We start from the raw sequence: 16,165 nt of genomic DNA on the forward strand, positions 1-16,165 counted from the left end.
ACCTTACTTCCTCACCGCGACAGCAAACGGTCCGATGAACTTCACGTCCCAATTCGCCTTGTCAAACGCCTCCGGGTTGAAGAACAACCCCTGGTAACGCACGTTCGGCTGGCTTGGGTAAATGTCGTGGGCGATGTGGGTCTTAAAGTCAGAATCCTCACTGCCGCGGAAAATGAAGGCAGTCGGCGGCTCCCACTGACTGTTGTCGATAGCCTCCGTGAACTTCTTCGGGTCGTCGTAAGAAATCTGCGACCACGACTCCAGCTCACCGTTGCGCTGCTCGAACTCGCCGAGCGGGTTAGCGTAGTGGCTGGTAAACGCGTTGAAGCCGAAGAATGGCTGGAAGGCCATGAAGTTGATCTCGTCGGTGTAGATCACGGCCTCGTTCTTCATGTGGCCGTGCTCTTCGATGTAGTCGGCGATCTCGTTGTAGTACTGGCCCGCATCCGGCGGGAAGCGGTCCGCGCGCTCGCCGTAGCCGTCGGTATCGGCGTAGGCCTGGTCGATGTACGCCTCGTTCTTCACCGCAATGTGCTGCACCATCTGCAGCGACGCCACCGCCACCAGGACAATCGCCACCACGTTCAAGGCGGCCTTGTTCTTCACCTTCCGCTCCAGCCAGGTCAGGCGGAAGTTCGCTACCGCAATCACGCCGAGGGTGGCAAACAGCAACACAACCAGCACCTCGAGGCGGAAGCCCAGCAGGGAAGTGCCCAGGAGGGTGATCGCCATGGAGGCGAGCGCCCACACGTAGCTCACGCCAATCGCCGCGCCCAGGGAGGCGATCTCCGGGTCGCGGAACCGCACGATAAGTCCAATGAGGCCGAACAGGCACAGCAGGCCTACCAGGGACAACGACAGGAACGGGAGGGCGAAGTAGGTGCCCTCGATGGGCAGGAAGTGGTTCGCGGTAGATTTCAGCGCCTCGTCACCGGTGACTACACGCCAGATGTACGGACCCCACGAGATCGCAGCGATGGCCATGGAGGCGAACCCGACGATGAACAGGTGCTTCAGCGGGGTCAAGGTGCGCTCGCCGGTGAAGAACATCACCACCGCGATCACCACGACCGTCAGCGCGCCAATGGCGGTGAACAGCGTGTAGAACGACGCGGAAATGCCCAGGTAGATCGTCAACGCGGCGGTGGCTGCCCACGAGCCACTCAGCGCCCTGTAGGCCCACACCGCAGCCGCTGGGAGGAACATTGCCACGATTGCCGCGTAGGGCTCCTCTGGGACTTCCGTCAGCACAATCGCGGTGGTCACCACGGCAATCGCGGTAGCAACCGGCAGGGAACCGACGAGCCTGCGCCAGATCGGCGTCAGCATCGCCGCGCCCGCAGCCAGGGTGGCAATCGCGTACGGCTGGTACACCTCCCAACCGTCCATACCCAGCACGTTGGCCACGCGTCCGCCGACCCAGAACCAGCCCATCGGGTAGAAGGTGGGAAGGTCCTTGTACGCCATGTCCGCGTGGCTCAAGTTTTCGGTCATGCGGGACAGGAACTGCGTCCTAAACCCCTGGTCAACCTGGATGCCGTCGAGATACAGCTTGGTGGCAGACAGCGGAATGCCAAGCGTTGCGACGACCAACCCCGCCGGCACCAACGCCATCACCGCAGAAATAATCCAGTGCTGCTTCCCGCGCGTCCACAGCACCGCCAACACAGCAGCAATGCCCAACAGGACGAACGACACACCGGTGGCCAACGACCTGGTCACCATGGAGGTATTGAACGCCGGCAGCGAGATCTGGTGCAGCACAAACCACGCAGCAAGCGCGAGAATGCCGCCCGCGAGCCCCGCCGCGACGGTACGGACGGCTGCCTGCCCCGGTGACAGCTCGTCGGGATGATAAGCGGTAGTCATGCGTAATAGTGTCGCATACGCTGCCGACACTCACCCCACGCCACGTTCCGCCAGGTACATGAGGATGGCGCGGACGCGACGGTTGTCCTCGTCTGGGGTGAGCCCCAGTTTGGAGAAAATGCTGGACACGTGCTTCGCCACCGCCGCGCCGGAGAGGTAGAGCTTGCCCGCGATCTCACTGTTGGACAGGCCTTCTGCCATAAGTTCGAGCACCTCCACCTCGCGAGGGGTGAGCGTGGTTAACCAGCGTGAGCTCGCCGCCATCAGCGCACTTGCCACGTCTGGGTCGATGACCACGCCGCCGCCTGCCACGGTTTCGCAGGCCTGGATGAAGTCCTTCACCTCAGCGACGCGGTCCTTGAGCAGGTAGCCGGTGCCGCCGTCGCCGCCGGAGAACAGTTCCCGCGCGTAGGCAGGCGCGACGTATTGCGATAGCACCAGCACATTCACCGGGCCGCGTTTGCGTAGTTCCAGGGCGGCTTGGAGGCCGTCGTCACGCATGTTCGGCGGCATGCGCACGTCCGTGATCACCAGGTCGGGCCCATACTTATCGACGACTCCCAGCAACCCATCCGCACACTCCACCTGCGCCACAACCTCGTGGCCGCGCCGGGTGAGCAACCCTGCAACACCCTCCCGCAGCAGCGCGGAGTCGTCCGCGATAACGATCCTCATGGCGCAATCCCACTTTCTCCTCGGAACAACAGCAACGGAATACGCGCGGTGACGGTGGTTGGCCCACCATCCGGCGAGTGCAGCTCCATCTCACCGCCGAACGCCGCGATGCGTTCGCGCATGCCATCCAACCCACCGCCGGGTGTGATGCGTGCGTTGCCGCCTCCCTGGTCGGTGACGGAAACATTCAGGGTGTGGTCGCAGGTCACGAGCACGCTGACCGGTACATGTGGTGCGTGCTTCGCGGCGTTGGTTAAGGCTTCGGTGGTGAAGAAGTAGGCGGCGGCGGTGACGGAGGCGTCGATACGCGGCAGCTCGTGCGGCGCGCGGACCGTGACATGCGGGCCGTGCTGCGCGGCGGCGGTTTCGATCGCGGCGACCAGCCCGTGGTCCGACAGCTCCCGCGGGTGGATACCGCGCACGGTTCTCCTGAGTGCGTCGAGGCCGTTGTGGAGGTCGCGGGCGGCGTCGTCGAGAAGCTGCGATGCAATGTCCAACCTTGCCTCGCCCAACTTCATCGCGGCAGCCACAAAGTATTGCTGCGCGCCGTCGTGCAGGTCTCGCTCGATGCGCAGCCGCTCCACCTCATATGCCTCCGCGATCCTGCGCCGCGAAACCGTCAACTGGTGGATTTTGGCGGCCGCGCGCTCCTCGTGTTTATGTCGCCGCATGGCCCCGAGCGTAGCCAGGTAGAGCTAGCACTACCCATATTCGGGACCCAGGGCCATAGTGCTTATCGACGACCACCTGTGGAATAGAAACCATGCTTGAACTCAACGACATCACGAAGTCCTTCACCCAACAACGGGTCCTCGAAGGCATCAGCCTGACGGTTGGCGGCGGCGAATCCGTCGCGATCATGGGTCCCTCTGGCTCCGGCAAATCGACCCTGCTGCACTGCATGTCTGGCGTGCTCGTGCCCGACGACGGCCAGGTGCGCTTCAACGGCCAGGATGTATCGGCCATGAGCGACGCGGAACGCTCGCGCCTGCGCCTGGAAAACTTTGGCTTCATCTTCCAAGACGGCCAACTGCTGCCGGAGCTGACCGCCACCGAAAACGTCGCCCTGCCGCAGATCATGCGCGGGGTGCCGCGTGCGGAGGCGCACGCCGAGGCCATCGACATGCTGACCCGGTTGGGCTTGGGCGCCTTTGTGGACCGGTACCCGGGGCAACTCTCCGGCGGCCAGGTGCAGCGCGTGGCCATCGCCCGCGCCTTGGCCGGGCCGCCGTCGGTGGTGTTTGCCGACGAGCCGACGGCGGCGTTGGACCAGGCCACCGGGCATGAGGTCATGCAGCAGATCGTGGCAATCGCGCAGAAATTTGGTGTGACCCTAGTGCTGGTCACGCACGACCCGAAGATCGCCGACTGGTGCAGCCGCCGCGTCGAAATCCGCGACGGCCTGATCCACTCGGAGGTGACGCGATGAGTGCGGTGACGTTGATGCGGTCGGCGGTGTCGTCGACAAGCGAAGGGCGCTCGCAACGGCAGATCGGCGAACGCTGGGTCCGCGCGTTGTCGCTGGTGGCGGTAACCGTAGCGACCTGGATGCTGTGCACGCTCATGGGCGGCACCTGGATGTTCCTCGCCCGCGACCTGCACCCGCATGAGGCGCTCGTGGAAATCGAGGAGTCGATGGGCGGGCCGATCTCCATCGCGTATATCTTCCTCGCGCTATTCGCGTGCGTGCTGCTCGTGCCAAGCCTGTTGGGGCTGCTCACCCAAGCCGCGCGGGCGAACCTTGGCGGGCGCGAAGAACACCTGGCGGCACTGCGCCTCATCGGCGCGACCGCCGGCGAGGTGCGCGGAATGATGATCCTGGAATCGCTGCGCCAGGCGCTTGTCGGGTTGGTGCTCGGGTCGGTGCTGTACATAGTTACGTGCCCGGCGTGGAGTTTGCTGACGTTCCAGGAAAAGCGCGTCGGCGCCTGGGAGATGCTCACCTGGTGGGTCATCCCCATCGCCTGGATCGTCGTCCTGGTGTTGGCTGCGTGCTCCGTGTGGCTTGCCTTGCGACGAGTCGCCGTCACCCCACTCGGCGTCACCAAGAAAATCCCGCCGAAGGGACAAAACATGATCACGCTGGTGTTGTCAGTGGTTGGTGCGGTGGTGCTGTATCGCTACCTGAGCTCGCTCACCATCGCTCCGCAGGCAGACGCGTTGGAATTCGGCGCCTTGTTGGTGGTCGCAGGCGGCATCCTTATGTTTAATGCACTGATCGCCGTCGGCATCATCCAGTTGCTCGCGCGGCTGAGCTACCGAGTCCCCGGGGCCGCGAACTACGTGGCCACGCGCCGGGTCGGCAGGGGAGCGAAAACCACCTGGAAGCGCGTCACCGCCCTGTACTTCGTGGCGTTCATCGGCGGCGTCGGCGCCTGGATCTCCGCGGTGCCGGAGATCGACGACCAGCCCGCCCTGAAGATGATCACAGGGGACATCCCCTCCGGCGTGGTCATCACCGCTGTCTTCGCGGCAGTCTTGTTGGTGTCATCCACCCTGCTCACCCAGGCACTGTCCGTGGTGGAGCAGAAGCAACTGACCAAATCGCTCTACTTCATCGGAGCGCCCGCCGCCTTTCACACCAAAGTGGCCGTGCGCGAAGTTGGGATTCCCATGCTCGTGGTGGCCCTGCTGGGGTTCGGCATGGGTGGCCTGATGGGGTTCGGCATGATCGTGATCCACGTCAACGTGATGGACAAGGTGGCCCTGTTCGCTGCGCTTGTTGCGGTCGCGCTGGTTGGCTGTGTTTTGGCGGTGGTGGGGACCGGTCGGCTCCGCGAGCAGGTGCTGCTGGGGATGGGGCGCGCCAAGGACTAGGCGAGTCCTGACACATTACGCCGGAAAATGTCAGGTCCTGGGAGTTTAGGGCCCGTCTGACAAATTCAGCCGCAATCTGTCAGCGGAGACAGATTGCGGCTGAATTATGCGGGTCGAACTAGAAGTTCAGCTTGCTCATGATCGGCGCCGGGATCGCCTTCAGCACCAGGGAGATCGGCCCGAAGAGCTTGTGCACGAACACGGAGGACTTGCCGGCCAGGGCGGCCTCCACGGCAGCCTCGGCGACGTCTTCCTTGTTTACGGTCAGCGGGGCCTCGTCGAGACCATCGGTCATCTTGGTGCGCACCTGGCCCGGGCGGACCACGGTGACCTTGACGCCGTTGTCCTTCAGGGCCTCGCCGAGCTGCAGGTAGAAGCCGTCGATGCCGGCCTTCGCTGCGCCGTAGACAAAGTTGGAGCGGCGCACACGCTGGCCCGCCACCGACGACAGGGCGATGATGTTGCCGCGGCCCTGGCGCTTCATCTCCTGGCCCAACAGCACACCGACCGACATCGGGGCAGTGAAGTTGATCTGCGCCGAAGCGACGGCGGCAGCCTGGTCCTGCCAGAGCTGCTCCTGGTCACCCAGGGTGCCGAAGGCGACGACAGCGACGTCGACCTCGCCGTCCTCAAACGCCGCATCGATCACGGCAGGGTGGGAGGCGAAATCCAGGGCGTCGAAATCGACCAGGCGTACGTGGCCTGCGCCGGCGCGCTGGACTTGGGCGATGGCGTCGTCGATACGCGGGGAGTCCTTGCGCGCACACAGGGTGACAGTGGGGCTGCCGCCGCGGGAGACGAGCTCGCTGACAATCGCGAGCCCGATCTCACTCGTGCCGCCGAGGAGGAGGATGTGTTGGGCTTGGCCTACTGCATTAAGCATGGGTACTCCTTAGTTGAGCTCAAGACGGCGGGACATGTCGGATGCGAACACGCCAGTCGGGTCGATGTCGCGGCGGGTCTTCAACCAGCCTGGCAGTTCCGGATACATCTTGTGGAACTTCTCCGCGCTCGTGCGCGATTCCTTGGCCAGGTAGAGGCGGCCGCCGAACTGCATAACCTGGTCATCCAGGCGGTCGAGGAACTCGTTGAGGCCTTTTCTAATTGGGAAGTCCACGCACACGTTCCAGCCCTTCATCGGGTAGGACAGCGGCGCCTGGTTACCCTCGCCGAACAGTTTGAACACGTTCAGGGCGGTGTAGTGGCCGGAGGACTGGATGTCATAAATGATGTCCTTGAACGGCTCCACAGCGTCGGTCGGTACGACGAACTGGTACTGCAGGAAGCCAGCCTTGCCGTAGCCGCGGTTCCACTTCCCGATGAGGTCCAGCGGCTGGTAGAACTGCGTCAGGTTCAGCACCTGGTTCCGGGCGGGGGAGCCCATCATGTAGTACGCCTCGCCGATAGCCATCAGGGAGAGCTTGTTCATGGTCCAGGACGGGAAAATGTCCGGCACAGTCATCAGCTGCGGAGCGTTGAACTTCAACGGGTCCTTCGCCAACTTCGGAGCGAACTCCTTCAACTGGTCCAGGGTTGCCAACGAGCCGCGGGAGATGGTGGAGCGGCCCGTCTTCGGCGGAGCGGAGATCGCGTCGAACCAAGCCGACGAGTAGGTGTAGTTCACCTCAGAGCCGTCGGAGTGCACCGCGATCGTCTCGTCGAGCGTGTTGGTGCGGTCGGTGTCCGCGATGAAGTAGGCGGTCTCCGTCTTGGTCATCTGGATCCGGGCGCGCAGGATGATGCCGGTCAGGCCCATGCCGCCAACGGTGGCCCAGAACAGCTCAGCGGTCTCGCCGGTCGGCTCCAGGTGCAGCACGCGGCCGTCTGCCACCAGTAGCTCCATGGACAACACGTGGTTGCCAAAGGAACCCGCCGAGTGGTGGTTCTTACCGTGAATATCCGGGCCGATCGCGCCACCAATTGTGACCTGGCGGGTACCCGGCAGCACCGGAACCCACAGGCCATACGGCAGGGCGGCCTTCATCAGTTGGTCAAGGCTCACGCCCGCGTCGACGTCGACAATGCCGGAATCCGGGTCGATGGAGTGGATCCGGTTCAGCGGCGTCATATCGACGACCAAACCGCCACCATTCTGGGCGGGATCACCATAGGAGCGACCCAGACCACGGGCGATGACGCCGCGGCGCTTGTGCTCGGGCAGGTCCGCGTTCTCATCCGCGACCCGCTTGACTGCCTCCGCAATCGTGTCCACGTCAGGGGTGGACAGGACCTGGGCGGTGGACGGGGCGGTACGGCCCCATCCGTAGAGGGATTGGGTTGTCAGTTCCATGCCCACAACCCTACCGCCGGACTAGAGATCCATAATGCTACGAATCTCCGCGGGCAGTTCTTCTTGGCTCGAAATCACAGGTCCGTCGTGTTCGCGAAGAATCTCATAAATGCGTGTACGGCCCTTGGAGTCCACAAACGGCAGCTCCTCGGCCATCAGCCGCACCATGAAGTCGGACAGGGGGACCTCCACACGCTGCGCCGCCTCGTGGATCGCGTCCGGGTCATCACCTTTGTAATGCTTCCTCATGGCACACGAGCCTAGTAGGGTAAACGCCCGTGTCCTCGAACGCTTCCCTAAAACAGCAGCTCATCCCGTTTTTGGTCATCGGTATCGGCTGCGCTGTCATCGACTTCGGCATCACCAACACCCTCGACCAAGCCCTCGACGTCCAGCGCGACCTTGCCAAGGCCGTGGGCTGGGTCTTCGGCACCATCTCCGCCTACGTGCTGAACTCCAAGTTCGCCTTCAACGCCAAAATCGACGCCAAAAAAGCCGGCGCCGTGTTCATCCTCTACGCCACCACGTTTGCGGTGCAGATGTTGCTGTGGAGGGTGACGGACGAGCCGTTGTCGTCGCTAGGCTTGCAAGATTCGTGGAAGAACGCCGTGTCCTTCGTCATCGCACAAGGCGTAGCGACGACTACCAACTTCCTCCTCCAGCGCTACTGGATCTTTAAAGGCGCTAAGGGCGGCGAAAGTCCTCTCGCGCCCCCCGCCTAAGCAACTTCAGCCAATCGACGAAGCCCTTCGGATCCTTCTTCTCCACCAGGAAGAACCACCCGAACCGGACAACCTCCTGCAACTGCATCTTCTTCATGCCGCGCTGATTAATGATGTAGCCACGGTTGCGGTACGTGAAATACCGCTTCGTCTCATTGTCCGGGAACTGCGCGTGCGCCCGCCCGCCCATAATCGGATGGAACTCGTCCGACCCATCCGGGTGCAGATAAAACGCCGTCAACGCCGTGCCATACTTCAGGCCCGACTGCGCCAGACGACGGTGGTACTCCACCTCATCGCCCCTGATAAACAGACGGTAATCCGGCACACCGATGCGCTCCATCGCCTTCGCCGAAATCAACGCGCCATTAAACAGACTGGCGTACTGCGGCAAAAAATCGCCCTGCAGCTCATCAACACGCCGGTGCCACGTCGTGCCCTGCCTCAGCGGAAAGGCCAGCTTCTCCGGGTCGTTAATGTTCGCCACCACCGGCGACACCTCCGACAACTGATGCTTCTCTGCGGTTCGGTAGAGCTCTTCGAGGACGGTGTGGTCTTTCGGGCGACCATCATCATCCGCGCACCAAATCGCATCCGCCCCCAGCGCCAACGCGTGCAAGAACCCATACGCGAAGCCACCCGCCCCGCCCAGATTGGTCTTGCTTGGTAGGTAGACGCCCTTGTCGTTGGCGAGCTCGTCGACAAGCACACGCACCGCATCCTCATCACCGTTATCCACCACAATGACCCAATCCACCGGATGCGTCTGCGACACCACCTGCTCCAACGAATGTCGCAGCAGGTCAACGCGCTTATGGGTCACAATCACGGCAGCAGTCGTACCGTTGCGATTCAAGGCAGTCATACATTTATTGTGCCCGAGGGATCCCAAACCGTCGTTCTTGCGTCTAATAACCATGACGAACCTACGAAACGGCATGAGTGTCGGACCAACCCACGGCCTCTTCTACGTGGCACACCTCCCACAAGGGCTGAAAACCGTCCGCATCAGCCAACACTTCCACATCCAAGCCGGCCTCCAACGCCCATTCGACACCGCTCAATCCGACGCCCGCCGCCACCCTAAAGGCATCATTTATCAAACACCCATTGCTTACCGCGCGGCTGCCCATGGAATCGAGAACCCAAGCTCGGTGGTGCTTGGATACAGCGCGTTGGCCCTATATGGGCTGCCCTACCTGGTCGAAGGGAAAGACACCGTGCTAATGAACCCTTCCGCCGAACGCAACCGACAAGGCAACATCCACCGCCCCTCAATCGTCCGACGCGGATGTAGAAAAACTGAAGTGTGGGACGTCAAAAACGGCAGCTATCCGCTACGCGTTGCCAGCCCCGCGGCTGCCACAGTCCAGGCGCTGAAAGAGATTCGCAAAATGGCTAAGGCGCAGCAGCCGAGGACGTTAGCCGGGCACAGCCTCGACATAGTTGAAGCAATCACGCTCCTCGACTGCGTGCAGCGTTACCTCGGTGTTGAACCACTATCGATCCTCCAAGCCAGCCCTGGAATCATCGACCAAAGGTGGGTTGCGCGGGCCCTAGCGGAATCAAGCAGTCTGGCGGATTCTCCGAAGGAAACCGAAATCCGCCTACTTGCCCAAATGGTGTGTTCCAAGCTGGGGCTCGAGCTAGAAGAACAGGTGGCTGTCTACAGGGGTAAGAAGATCCTCACGAGGTTTGACCTGGCCATTCCAGAGCTGAAGATCGGCATTATGTACGACGGGGCCCACCACAACTCCGCCACTCAATGGCACAAGGATGCTGACATCAACTCGGGGCTCACCATCGCCGGTTGGAGGGTGCTCCGGTTCACCTCCGCCAACGTGCACAAATTCGTTGACCTACTGACGGCGTTGATCACTGAGGTGCTCGCCGGGCGTTGAGGGATCTGGAGACGGACGTCCCTGACAAATTTTACAAAATCTGTCAGGGGCGATTTCTGACCTGCAAGTATGCGGCTGACTGACAGATTCCGCCGGACTTTGTCAGCCGACCGGCCGAGCGGGAGGCTGGAGGGCCCAACCAACACCTACCCGTGGAAGCGCTGCACCAGTTCTGCGACGTGGTCGCCGGCTTCGGGGCCTTCGTAGGCGCGGACGACGTCGGCAACCAGGCCGGCCTCCCTAATTTCGCCCTTGTCCACCCACAGCGCGGTGTTGCAGAGCTGCGCCAGGAAGTCGTTGGAGTGGGAGGCGAACACGAGGATGCCGGAGCGCTCGACCATTTCGGCCAACCTCACGCGGGCTTTGGACATGAAGGCGGCGTCGACGGCGCCGATGCCTTCGTCGAGAAGCAGGATCTCGGGTTCGATGGAGGTGACCACGCCCAACGCCAGGCGGACGCGCATGCCGGTGGAGTAGGTGCGCAGGGGCATGGAGAGGTAGTCGCCGAGTTCGGAGAATTCGGCGATGTCGTCCATTTTGGCTTTCATCTGTTTGCGGGTCTGGCCAAGGAACAGGCCGCGGATGATGATGTTTTCGTAGCCGGAGATTTCGGGGTCCATGCCGACGCCGAGGTCGAAGACGGGGGCGACGCGGCCGCGGACGTCGGCGACGCCGCGGGTTGGTTCGTAGATGCCGGACAGTAGTCGCAGCAGGGTGGTTTTACCTGCGCCGTTGTGGCCGACGAGGCCGACGCGGTCGCCCTCCCTTAAATGCAGGTTGATGTCGCGGAGTGCTTCGACGACGACGGTGTTGGAGGCGTTCTGGCCGATTTTGCCGCCGGCCGAGGACATCATGGCCTTTTTCAGGGAGCGGGATTTGGCGTCGAAGATGGGGAAGTCGACGCAGGCGTTGTAGGTGTCGATGGAAACCATGTGTAACTCCTAGACCCAGTACGGCACGCGGAAGCGCCACTGTTTCATGGCCAGCAGGGTGATGAGTACGCCGACGATGGTGCAGGCGATGACGATGAGCCAGTGGTAGGCGGCGACGGGGTCGTCGATAAGCGGTGCTCTGACGATTTCGAGGTAGTGGAACAGGGGGTTGATCTCGGCGAGCATTGCACGCTTTTCGACGACACCACCCTGGTCCTTCAGCGTCCTCGTCGTCCACACGATTGGGGTGACGTAGAAGAGGAGTTGGACGAGGGCTTCGAGCAGCGGGGCGACGTCGCGGAAGCGGGTGGCCACCATGCCGAAGAACATGGCGACCCACACGCCGTTGACCAGCAACAGGGCCATACCCGGGATGAATAGGAGTGTGTTCAGGGTGATGGGGATGCGGAAGATCAGCGCCAGGATCACCCAAATGACCATGTTGTGGGCGAGGAACAGCGTTTGGCGCCACACGAGCCGGTAGATGTGGACCGACAGGGCGGAGGGGAGCTGTTTGATCAGGCCTTCGTTTTCGATGAAGACGTTCGCGCCGTCTTTGATGCAGCCGGAGATGAAGCCCCAGACGATGAAGCCGACGGTGACGTGGGGGAGGAACTCGGCGACGTCGATTTGGAACAGCATGGAGTACAGCAGGCCGAGGGCGAGCGACATCACACCGGTGGCGATGGTGATCCAGAGGGGGCCGAGCGTGGAGCGTCGGTAGCGTTGTTTGATGTCTTGCCAGCCGAGTTGGAGCCAGAGCTCGTGTTGGCCCCAGCCGCGGATGAGGTCGTCGAATGCCCGCCGGAATGTTTTGGATGCTGACGGCGGGGTGTTTTCGCCAGGGGCGCTGGTCATCCGGGCGACGTCATCGCGCAGTTGTTCTACGTTATGCACGCAGTTCACCCTAGTGCACATGTTTCGTGCTCCCGAGCTGGCGGTGTGCGCTGTGTCGGACGTGCGTGCATAATTAGGGGCGTTCTTGCGTGAAGGAGGTCTGCCGTGGCTTATGACGTGTGGGGGGTCCGTGGGCTGTACGGGTCGTTGGGTGGCGGTTGGACGTATCTGAATGCGCATGTGTCGCCGCAGGTGCCGGAGAAGGTTGCGGGGGCGGTTGCGCGCAGTTTCCGTAATGCTGCGTCGGTGCCGCCGCCGGAGCCGGTGTTGGGATCGCATTCCCGGTCGGATGTTGGTTTGCCGGAGGGGGCGGAGTATCCGATGGCGGCGCGGGTAGCTATTGCGGATCTGGCTGGGGTGATGCCGGAGCAGGTGGTGTTGGGGCCGAGTGTTCCGGCGTTGTATTCGGCGTTGGTGTCGGCGATGCGTCCGATGTTGCGGCATAACTCGTCGATGGTGCTGAATCCGGTGGATCGTCCGGTGTTGTCGGGGCGTTTGCAGCGCGCTGGCGTATCGACGACCTGGGCGCAGGCCGATCTGGCCACCGGCGATTTGCCTGCGTGGCAGTACCGCGACATTGCGGACGGGTCGACGCGTTTGGTGTCGGTGCCGGCGGCGCATCCGGAGTTGGGCAACGTTGTGGGCGTTGCGGACATTGTGGAGGCGGTGCGTGAGAAGTCCCGGGCGTGGGTGCTTGTGGATGCGTCGGCGTACGCCCCGTACCGTCCGTTGGATTTGGATGCGTGGGGTGCCGATATCGCCGCGGTGGATATGGCCCAGTTTGGTGGCCCGGAGATCGCGGCGTTGATTTTCCGTGACGCGGCGATGTTTAAGCGTTTGGACCGTGAGGCTCTCGAGTTGGAGGTGTCGCCTGGTCTTGCTGGTGGTGTGCCGGCCACGGTGGAGCATTATGCGTCGTTGGTTGAGGGGGCGGCGGGGAGGTCGTCGAGACGCAATCGCTTGAAGTATTCGATGGGGGAGACCACCGCGTACCTGAACGGGCTGCGGGATGATCTGCATACGTTTTTGGGCACGCTGCCTGCGGTGCACATTGTCGGTGTGACGGGTGAGGCGGCGGAGGACGCGCGTGTGGAGCGCATCCCGCGCCTGGCATTCGGTGTGCGGGGCGTGCCGTCGGAGACCGTGCTGAATCGCCTGGTGGCGCACGGTATTGTGGCTGCTCAGACGACGCAGACACAGCTTCTCGACGACATGGGCGTCGCCGACATGGGCGGCGCCGTCACCATCGCCATGTCGCCCTTTAATACCCAGAACGACATCGAGCAGTTGGTGCGCACAGTCGCCTCACTGGCCTAGACGGTCAGGACGATTTTTCCGGTGTTGTCGCCGGAATCCATGTGGTCGTGGGCCTTGGCGGCGTCGGCAAGCGGGAACGTGGAGGTGATGTTGGGTTTGATCTGGCCGGACTCGATGAGCGGCCAGACGTTCTTCACCGTCGAGGCGACAATCTCCGCCTTCATCGGACGCGGACGGGCGCGCAGGGTAGTGGCGTGGACCGACAGGCGCCTCGGCATCATCCGGCCAAGCGATAGCGTGCCCTTCGGCCCGCCCTGCACCGCGATGACCACGAGGCGGCCGTCGGTGTTGAGCGCCTTGATGTTCTGCTCCAGGTACGGCCCGCCAACCACGTCGAGGATCACGTCCGCCCAGGCCTTGAGTTCCTCGTCGAAGTCCTGCTCCTTGTAGTTAATAAGGACGTCCGCGCCGAGGCCCTTGCAGTAGTCGAGCTTCTCCTGGCTACCCGCAGTGACGGCGACGGTGCAGCCCAGCGCCTTGCACAGCTGGATGGCAAACGAGCCGATGCCGCCCGCGCCGCCGTGGATCAGCACGTTGTCGCCCTCTTGGATGCCGGCGAGCATGCCCAGGTTCGACCACACCGTGCAGGCCGCCTCCACCACCCCGGCGGTTTCCTCCAACGTGAGGTTCGCAGGCTTCGGCGTGAGCTGCCCTTCCGGCACCGCGACGTACTCGGCGTAGCCACCGCACGCCAGCAGGCAGCCGACCTCTTCGCCCTTTTCGCGGCCGGTGGTGCCCGGATCCTCGATCACGCCGGCGCACTCCAGGCCAATAATCTCCGACTCGCCCCTCGGTGGTGGATACTTGCCTTCGGCCTGCACGATGTCGCCACGGTTCACGCCCGCCGCCGTGACCCTGACCAACACCTCCCCGTCCTGCAGTTGCGGGGTGTCCACTTCGGTGAGTTCGAGGGAGCGGGGGTTGGTGTCGTCGATAAGTGTGATCGCTTTCATGCGGCCAGGCTACCGAGATTGAGCGACGCGCGACGTGTTGTAGAGTATGTGCGTCGCACTTGCTTTGCGACGAGGAGACGTGGCAGAGCGGCCGAATGCACCGGTCTTGAAAACCGGCGAGGTTTATCCCTCCAGGGGTTCAAATCCCCTCGTCTCCGCCAATTACTTCTTATGGGAAGAGCTCCGGCATGGTGTGGAACTGGCGTTCGCCGGGAACGTCACGCAGGATTTCGATGGCGCGCTTGGTGTCCGGGCGGTTCTGGCCGGCGACGACCTGGATCTGCTCGAGGGGGAGGGGGTTGGTGAGGTGTACGGGGGTGGTGGTGTCGTCGATAGGCAGAATGCCCTGAAGATCGCCCGCTGGGATGCCGAGCAGCACAGTGCCTTCGGGCGCGTCGCGCAGCACCGATGTTTTCGGCGTGAAATGCAGCGAGCCGGTGAGCGGACCAGTGCCGAGCGTGTCTAGCGCCGCGGGGAACCAGACGAGGTAATCCGCGGTGTCGCCGGAATTGTCGCGTGCTGCCAGTCCGGAATTGAGCCACGTGTGGATTTTCATGCGGCCGAGTATACGGACGGATTTCGGTGATATTTGGCTGCTCGCCCGGATACAGGTAATGTGTACGCAGCGCTGGAGATGTGCCAGAGTGGCCGAATGGGGCTCCCTGCTAAGGAGTTGCCCCCTTGACGGGGGCCGCAGGTTCAAATCCTGTCATCTCCGCCATTGCGCCCGTAGCTCAACGGATAGAGCATCTGACTACGGATCAGAAGGTTGGGGGTTCGAATCCCTCCGGGCGCACAAGAAAAACCCCCGCTCAGCGGGGGTTTTCGCATTGAGGGGCTACTGCGTCTCGACGACCGGCGCAACCGTAGTCGGCGCCTCCTCCTTATCCTTGCGGGACGAGCCGTTGACGTTGATGTCAACGCTCTGCACGTCCGGGACACAGGTGCGTACCGCGGTAGCGATCAGCAGCGCGGAAACCAGGCCGACGATACCGCCGCCGATTGCCATCGCCTGGGCAGGATCGAGGCCAGCGTTGCGGGCGGCCGCGGTGAAGATGTCGCCAGCCTGGCCGTTTGCCTGACCCAGGCCCGGGAGGCCCGCCTGGTTAGCCAGCGCGAGCGGCAGCATCAGGACCAGCGGCACGCCAAGGCCGACGAGGGAAGCGATGCAGCGCGGGTCGGAGGACCCACCGGTGGCGTTGACCTTGGCGCCGACGAGCTTGTCGCCGCCCTGCTGGTCGCCGTTGCCACCCTTCTTCGAGGAGCCACCCGAGCTGCCGAACAGACCACCGTTGGCGTTGTCGCGGATGTCCGGGTTGGCGTTGTTCGTGACCACAACGGAGTTGTTCGAGCCGTTGTCGTTCGCGTTGCCGGTGATGACAACGGTCGGGTTCGCGTTGTTCGTCGCCACGACCGAGTTGTTGGAACCGTTGTTGTTCAGGTTGTCGCGCGGGTTTGCATTGTCCGTGACGACGACCGAGTTACCAGAACCGTTGTTGTTGGCGTTGCCGGTGACAACAGGGTTCGCGTTGCCCGTCACAATGGCCGAGTTGTTCGAGCCGTTGTTGTTGGCGTTGTTGGTGATGACCGGGTTGGCGTTGTTGGTGACCACAACGGAGTTGTTCGAGCCGTTGTTGGACCCGTTGTCGTTCATGTTGCCCGTGATAACCGGGTTCAGGTTATCCGTAATGACAACGGACGGGTTGCCGTTGTTGTTGAAGTTGTCGCGCGGGTTCGCATTATCGGTAACAACCACGGAGTTGTTGGAGCCGTTGTCGCGAATGTCCACCGT

The 16,165-nt window shown here is 62.8% G+C and carries 17 protein-coding genes and 3 tRNA genes; 8 read left to right on the plus strand and 12 right to left on the minus strand.

All coding sequences use genetic code 11. From position 1 onward, the window contains the following. Window positions 1-3 precede the first annotated feature (3 nt). From HMPREF2785_RS00875 to HMPREF2785_RS00885, 3 genes are read right to left on the minus strand one after another with little or no spacing between them, the layout of a single operon-like run. Window positions 4-1,869 carry a galactan 5-O-arabinofuranosyltransferase gene (locus tag HMPREF2785_RS00875; protein ID WP_070613876.1) on the minus strand — a complete coding sequence of 622 codons (1,866 nt, stop codon included), beginning with the start codon at window positions 1,867-1,869 and terminating at the stop codon, window positions 4-6. A gap of 30 nt (window positions 1,870-1,899) precedes the next feature. Then, window positions 1,900-2,544, minus strand: a complete 645-nt coding sequence (locus HMPREF2785_RS00880; RefSeq protein ID WP_070613878.1) for a response regulator transcription factor — start codon at window positions 2,542-2,544, stop codon at window positions 1,900-1,902. After that, window positions 2,541-3,215 (minus strand): sensor histidine kinase, encoded by a 675-nt coding sequence (locus tag HMPREF2785_RS00885; protein WP_070613880.1) that lies wholly within the window; start codon window positions 3,213-3,215, stop codon window positions 2,541-2,543. The genes HMPREF2785_RS00880 and HMPREF2785_RS00885 overlap by 4 nt, the downstream gene beginning before the upstream one ends. A 92-nt stretch (window positions 3,216-3,307) precedes the next feature. Between HMPREF2785_RS00885 and HMPREF2785_RS00890 the strand changes: the two genes are divergently transcribed. Together HMPREF2785_RS00890 and HMPREF2785_RS00895 are read left to right on the plus strand one after the other, a co-directional pair. Further along, window positions 3,308-3,973 carry an ABC transporter ATP-binding protein gene (locus HMPREF2785_RS00890; RefSeq protein ID WP_070613882.1) on the plus strand — a complete coding sequence of 222 codons (666 nt, stop codon included), beginning with the start codon at window positions 3,308-3,310 and terminating at the stop codon, window positions 3,971-3,973. After that, the gene (locus tag HMPREF2785_RS00895; protein WP_070613884.1) at window positions 3,970-5,361 is read left to right on the plus strand and encodes an FtsX-like permease family protein; all 1,392 of its coding nucleotides are present in this window, start codon (window positions 3,970-3,972) and stop codon (window positions 5,359-5,361) included. The genes HMPREF2785_RS00890 and HMPREF2785_RS00895 overlap by 4 nt, the downstream gene beginning before the upstream one ends. A 118-nt stretch (window positions 5,362-5,479) precedes the next feature. On the opposite strand, the gene HMPREF2785_RS00900 is transcribed toward HMPREF2785_RS00895, so the two are convergent. Genes HMPREF2785_RS00900 through HMPREF2785_RS00910 form a run of 3 tightly spaced genes read right to left on the minus strand, consistent with a single transcriptional unit; the run spans window position 5,480 to window position 7,900 of the window. Next, the gene (locus HMPREF2785_RS00900; protein ID WP_070613886.1) at window positions 5,480-6,244 is read right to left on the minus strand and encodes a decaprenylphospho-beta-D-erythro-pentofuranosid-2-ulose 2-reductase; all 765 of its coding nucleotides are present in this window, start codon (window positions 6,242-6,244) and stop codon (window positions 5,480-5,482) included. Between the two features lie 9 nt (window positions 6,245-6,253). After that, window positions 6,254-7,651 carry a decaprenylphosphoryl-beta-D-ribose oxidase gene (locus HMPREF2785_RS00905; protein ID WP_070613888.1) on the minus strand — a complete coding sequence of 466 codons (1,398 nt, stop codon included), beginning with the start codon at window positions 7,649-7,651 and terminating at the stop codon, window positions 6,254-6,256. A gap of 21 nt (window positions 7,652-7,672) precedes the next feature. Continuing rightward, on the minus strand, window positions 7,673-7,900 hold the full coding sequence (locus HMPREF2785_RS00910; RefSeq protein ID WP_070613890.1) for a hypothetical protein: 228 nt from the start codon (window positions 7,898-7,900) through the stop codon (window positions 7,673-7,675). Window positions 7,901-7,929: 29 nt separating this feature from the next. Between HMPREF2785_RS00910 and HMPREF2785_RS00915 the strand changes: the two genes are divergently transcribed. Beyond that, the gene (locus HMPREF2785_RS00915; protein ID WP_070613892.1) at window positions 7,930-8,373 is read left to right on the plus strand and encodes a GtrA family protein; all 444 of its coding nucleotides are present in this window, start codon (window positions 7,930-7,932) and stop codon (window positions 8,371-8,373) included. On the opposite strand, the gene HMPREF2785_RS00920 is transcribed toward HMPREF2785_RS00915, so the two are convergent. Beyond that, window positions 8,336-9,238: a galactofuranosyltransferase GlfT1 gene (locus HMPREF2785_RS00920; protein ID WP_070613895.1), complete on the minus strand. Its 903-nt coding sequence runs from the start codon at window positions 9,236-9,238 to the stop codon at window positions 8,336-8,338. The two genes, HMPREF2785_RS00915 and HMPREF2785_RS00920, sit on opposite strands and share 38 nt — an antisense overlap. A 73-nt stretch (window positions 9,239-9,311) precedes the next feature. Here HMPREF2785_RS00920 and HMPREF2785_RS00925 point away from each other — a divergent pair, with 73 nt between their 5' ends. After that, window positions 9,312-10,274 carry a DUF559 domain-containing protein gene (locus HMPREF2785_RS00925; protein WP_070484965.1) on the plus strand — a complete coding sequence of 321 codons (963 nt, stop codon included), beginning with the start codon at window positions 9,312-9,314 and terminating at the stop codon, window positions 10,272-10,274. A 146-nt stretch (window positions 10,275-10,420) separates the two neighbouring features. Here the strand turns inward: HMPREF2785_RS00925 and HMPREF2785_RS00930 are convergent, their stop codons facing one another. Both HMPREF2785_RS00930 and HMPREF2785_RS00935 read right to left on the minus strand, forming a co-directional pair. Further along, window positions 10,421-11,206 (minus strand): galactan export ABC transporter ATP-binding subunit Wzt/RfbE, encoded by a 786-nt coding sequence (locus HMPREF2785_RS00930; protein ID WP_070422008.1) that lies wholly within the window; start codon window positions 11,204-11,206, stop codon window positions 10,421-10,423. A gap of 9 nt (window positions 11,207-11,215) precedes the next feature. After that, window positions 11,216-12,124 (minus strand): galactan export ABC transporter permease subunit Wzm/RfbD, encoded by a 909-nt coding sequence (locus HMPREF2785_RS00935; protein ID WP_070613897.1) that lies wholly within the window; start codon window positions 12,122-12,124, stop codon window positions 11,216-11,218. Between the two features lie 84 nt (window positions 12,125-12,208). Between HMPREF2785_RS00935 and HMPREF2785_RS00940 the strand changes: the two genes are divergently transcribed. Then, window positions 12,209-13,420: an aminotransferase class V-fold PLP-dependent enzyme gene (locus tag HMPREF2785_RS00940; RefSeq protein WP_070613899.1), complete on the plus strand. Its 1,212-nt coding sequence runs from the start codon at window positions 12,209-12,211 to the stop codon at window positions 13,418-13,420. On the opposite strand, the gene HMPREF2785_RS00945 is transcribed toward HMPREF2785_RS00940, so the two are convergent. Then, entirely contained in the window at window positions 13,417-14,373 is a 957-nt protein-coding gene (locus HMPREF2785_RS00945) for an NAD(P)H-quinone oxidoreductase (RefSeq protein WP_070613901.1), read from the minus strand. The genes HMPREF2785_RS00940 and HMPREF2785_RS00945 overlap by 4 nt on opposite strands. Before the next feature lie 73 nt (window positions 14,374-14,446). Here HMPREF2785_RS00945 and HMPREF2785_RS00950 point away from each other — a divergent pair. Next, a tRNA-Ser gene (locus tag HMPREF2785_RS00950) sits at window positions 14,447-14,534 on the plus strand. A gap of 8 nt (window positions 14,535-14,542) precedes the next feature. Here the strand turns inward: HMPREF2785_RS00950 and HMPREF2785_RS00955 are convergent. Further along, window positions 14,543-14,929 (minus strand): hypothetical protein, encoded by a 387-nt coding sequence (locus tag HMPREF2785_RS00955; protein ID WP_070568042.1) that lies wholly within the window; start codon window positions 14,927-14,929, stop codon window positions 14,543-14,545. A 74-nt stretch (window positions 14,930-15,003) separates the two neighbouring features. On the opposite strand from HMPREF2785_RS00955, the gene HMPREF2785_RS00960 reads away from it, so the two are divergent. Beyond that, a tRNA-Ser gene (locus HMPREF2785_RS00960) sits at window positions 15,004-15,094 on the plus strand. A 2-nt stretch (window positions 15,095-15,096) separates the two neighbouring features. Then, a tRNA-Arg gene (locus tag HMPREF2785_RS00965) sits at window positions 15,097-15,169 on the plus strand. 42 nt (window positions 15,170-15,211) lie between these two features. Here HMPREF2785_RS00965 and HMPREF2785_RS11900 read toward each other — a convergent pair. Next, a partial coding sequence (locus HMPREF2785_RS11900; protein ID WP_210386060.1) for a hypothetical protein occupies window positions 15,212-16,165 on the minus strand: 954 nt, incomplete at its 5' end.

It is taken from the genome of Corynebacterium sp. HMSC067D03, from assembly GCF_001811185.1.
Lineage (GTDB): Bacteria > Actinomycetota > Actinomycetes > Mycobacteriales > Mycobacteriaceae > Corynebacterium > Corynebacterium coyleae.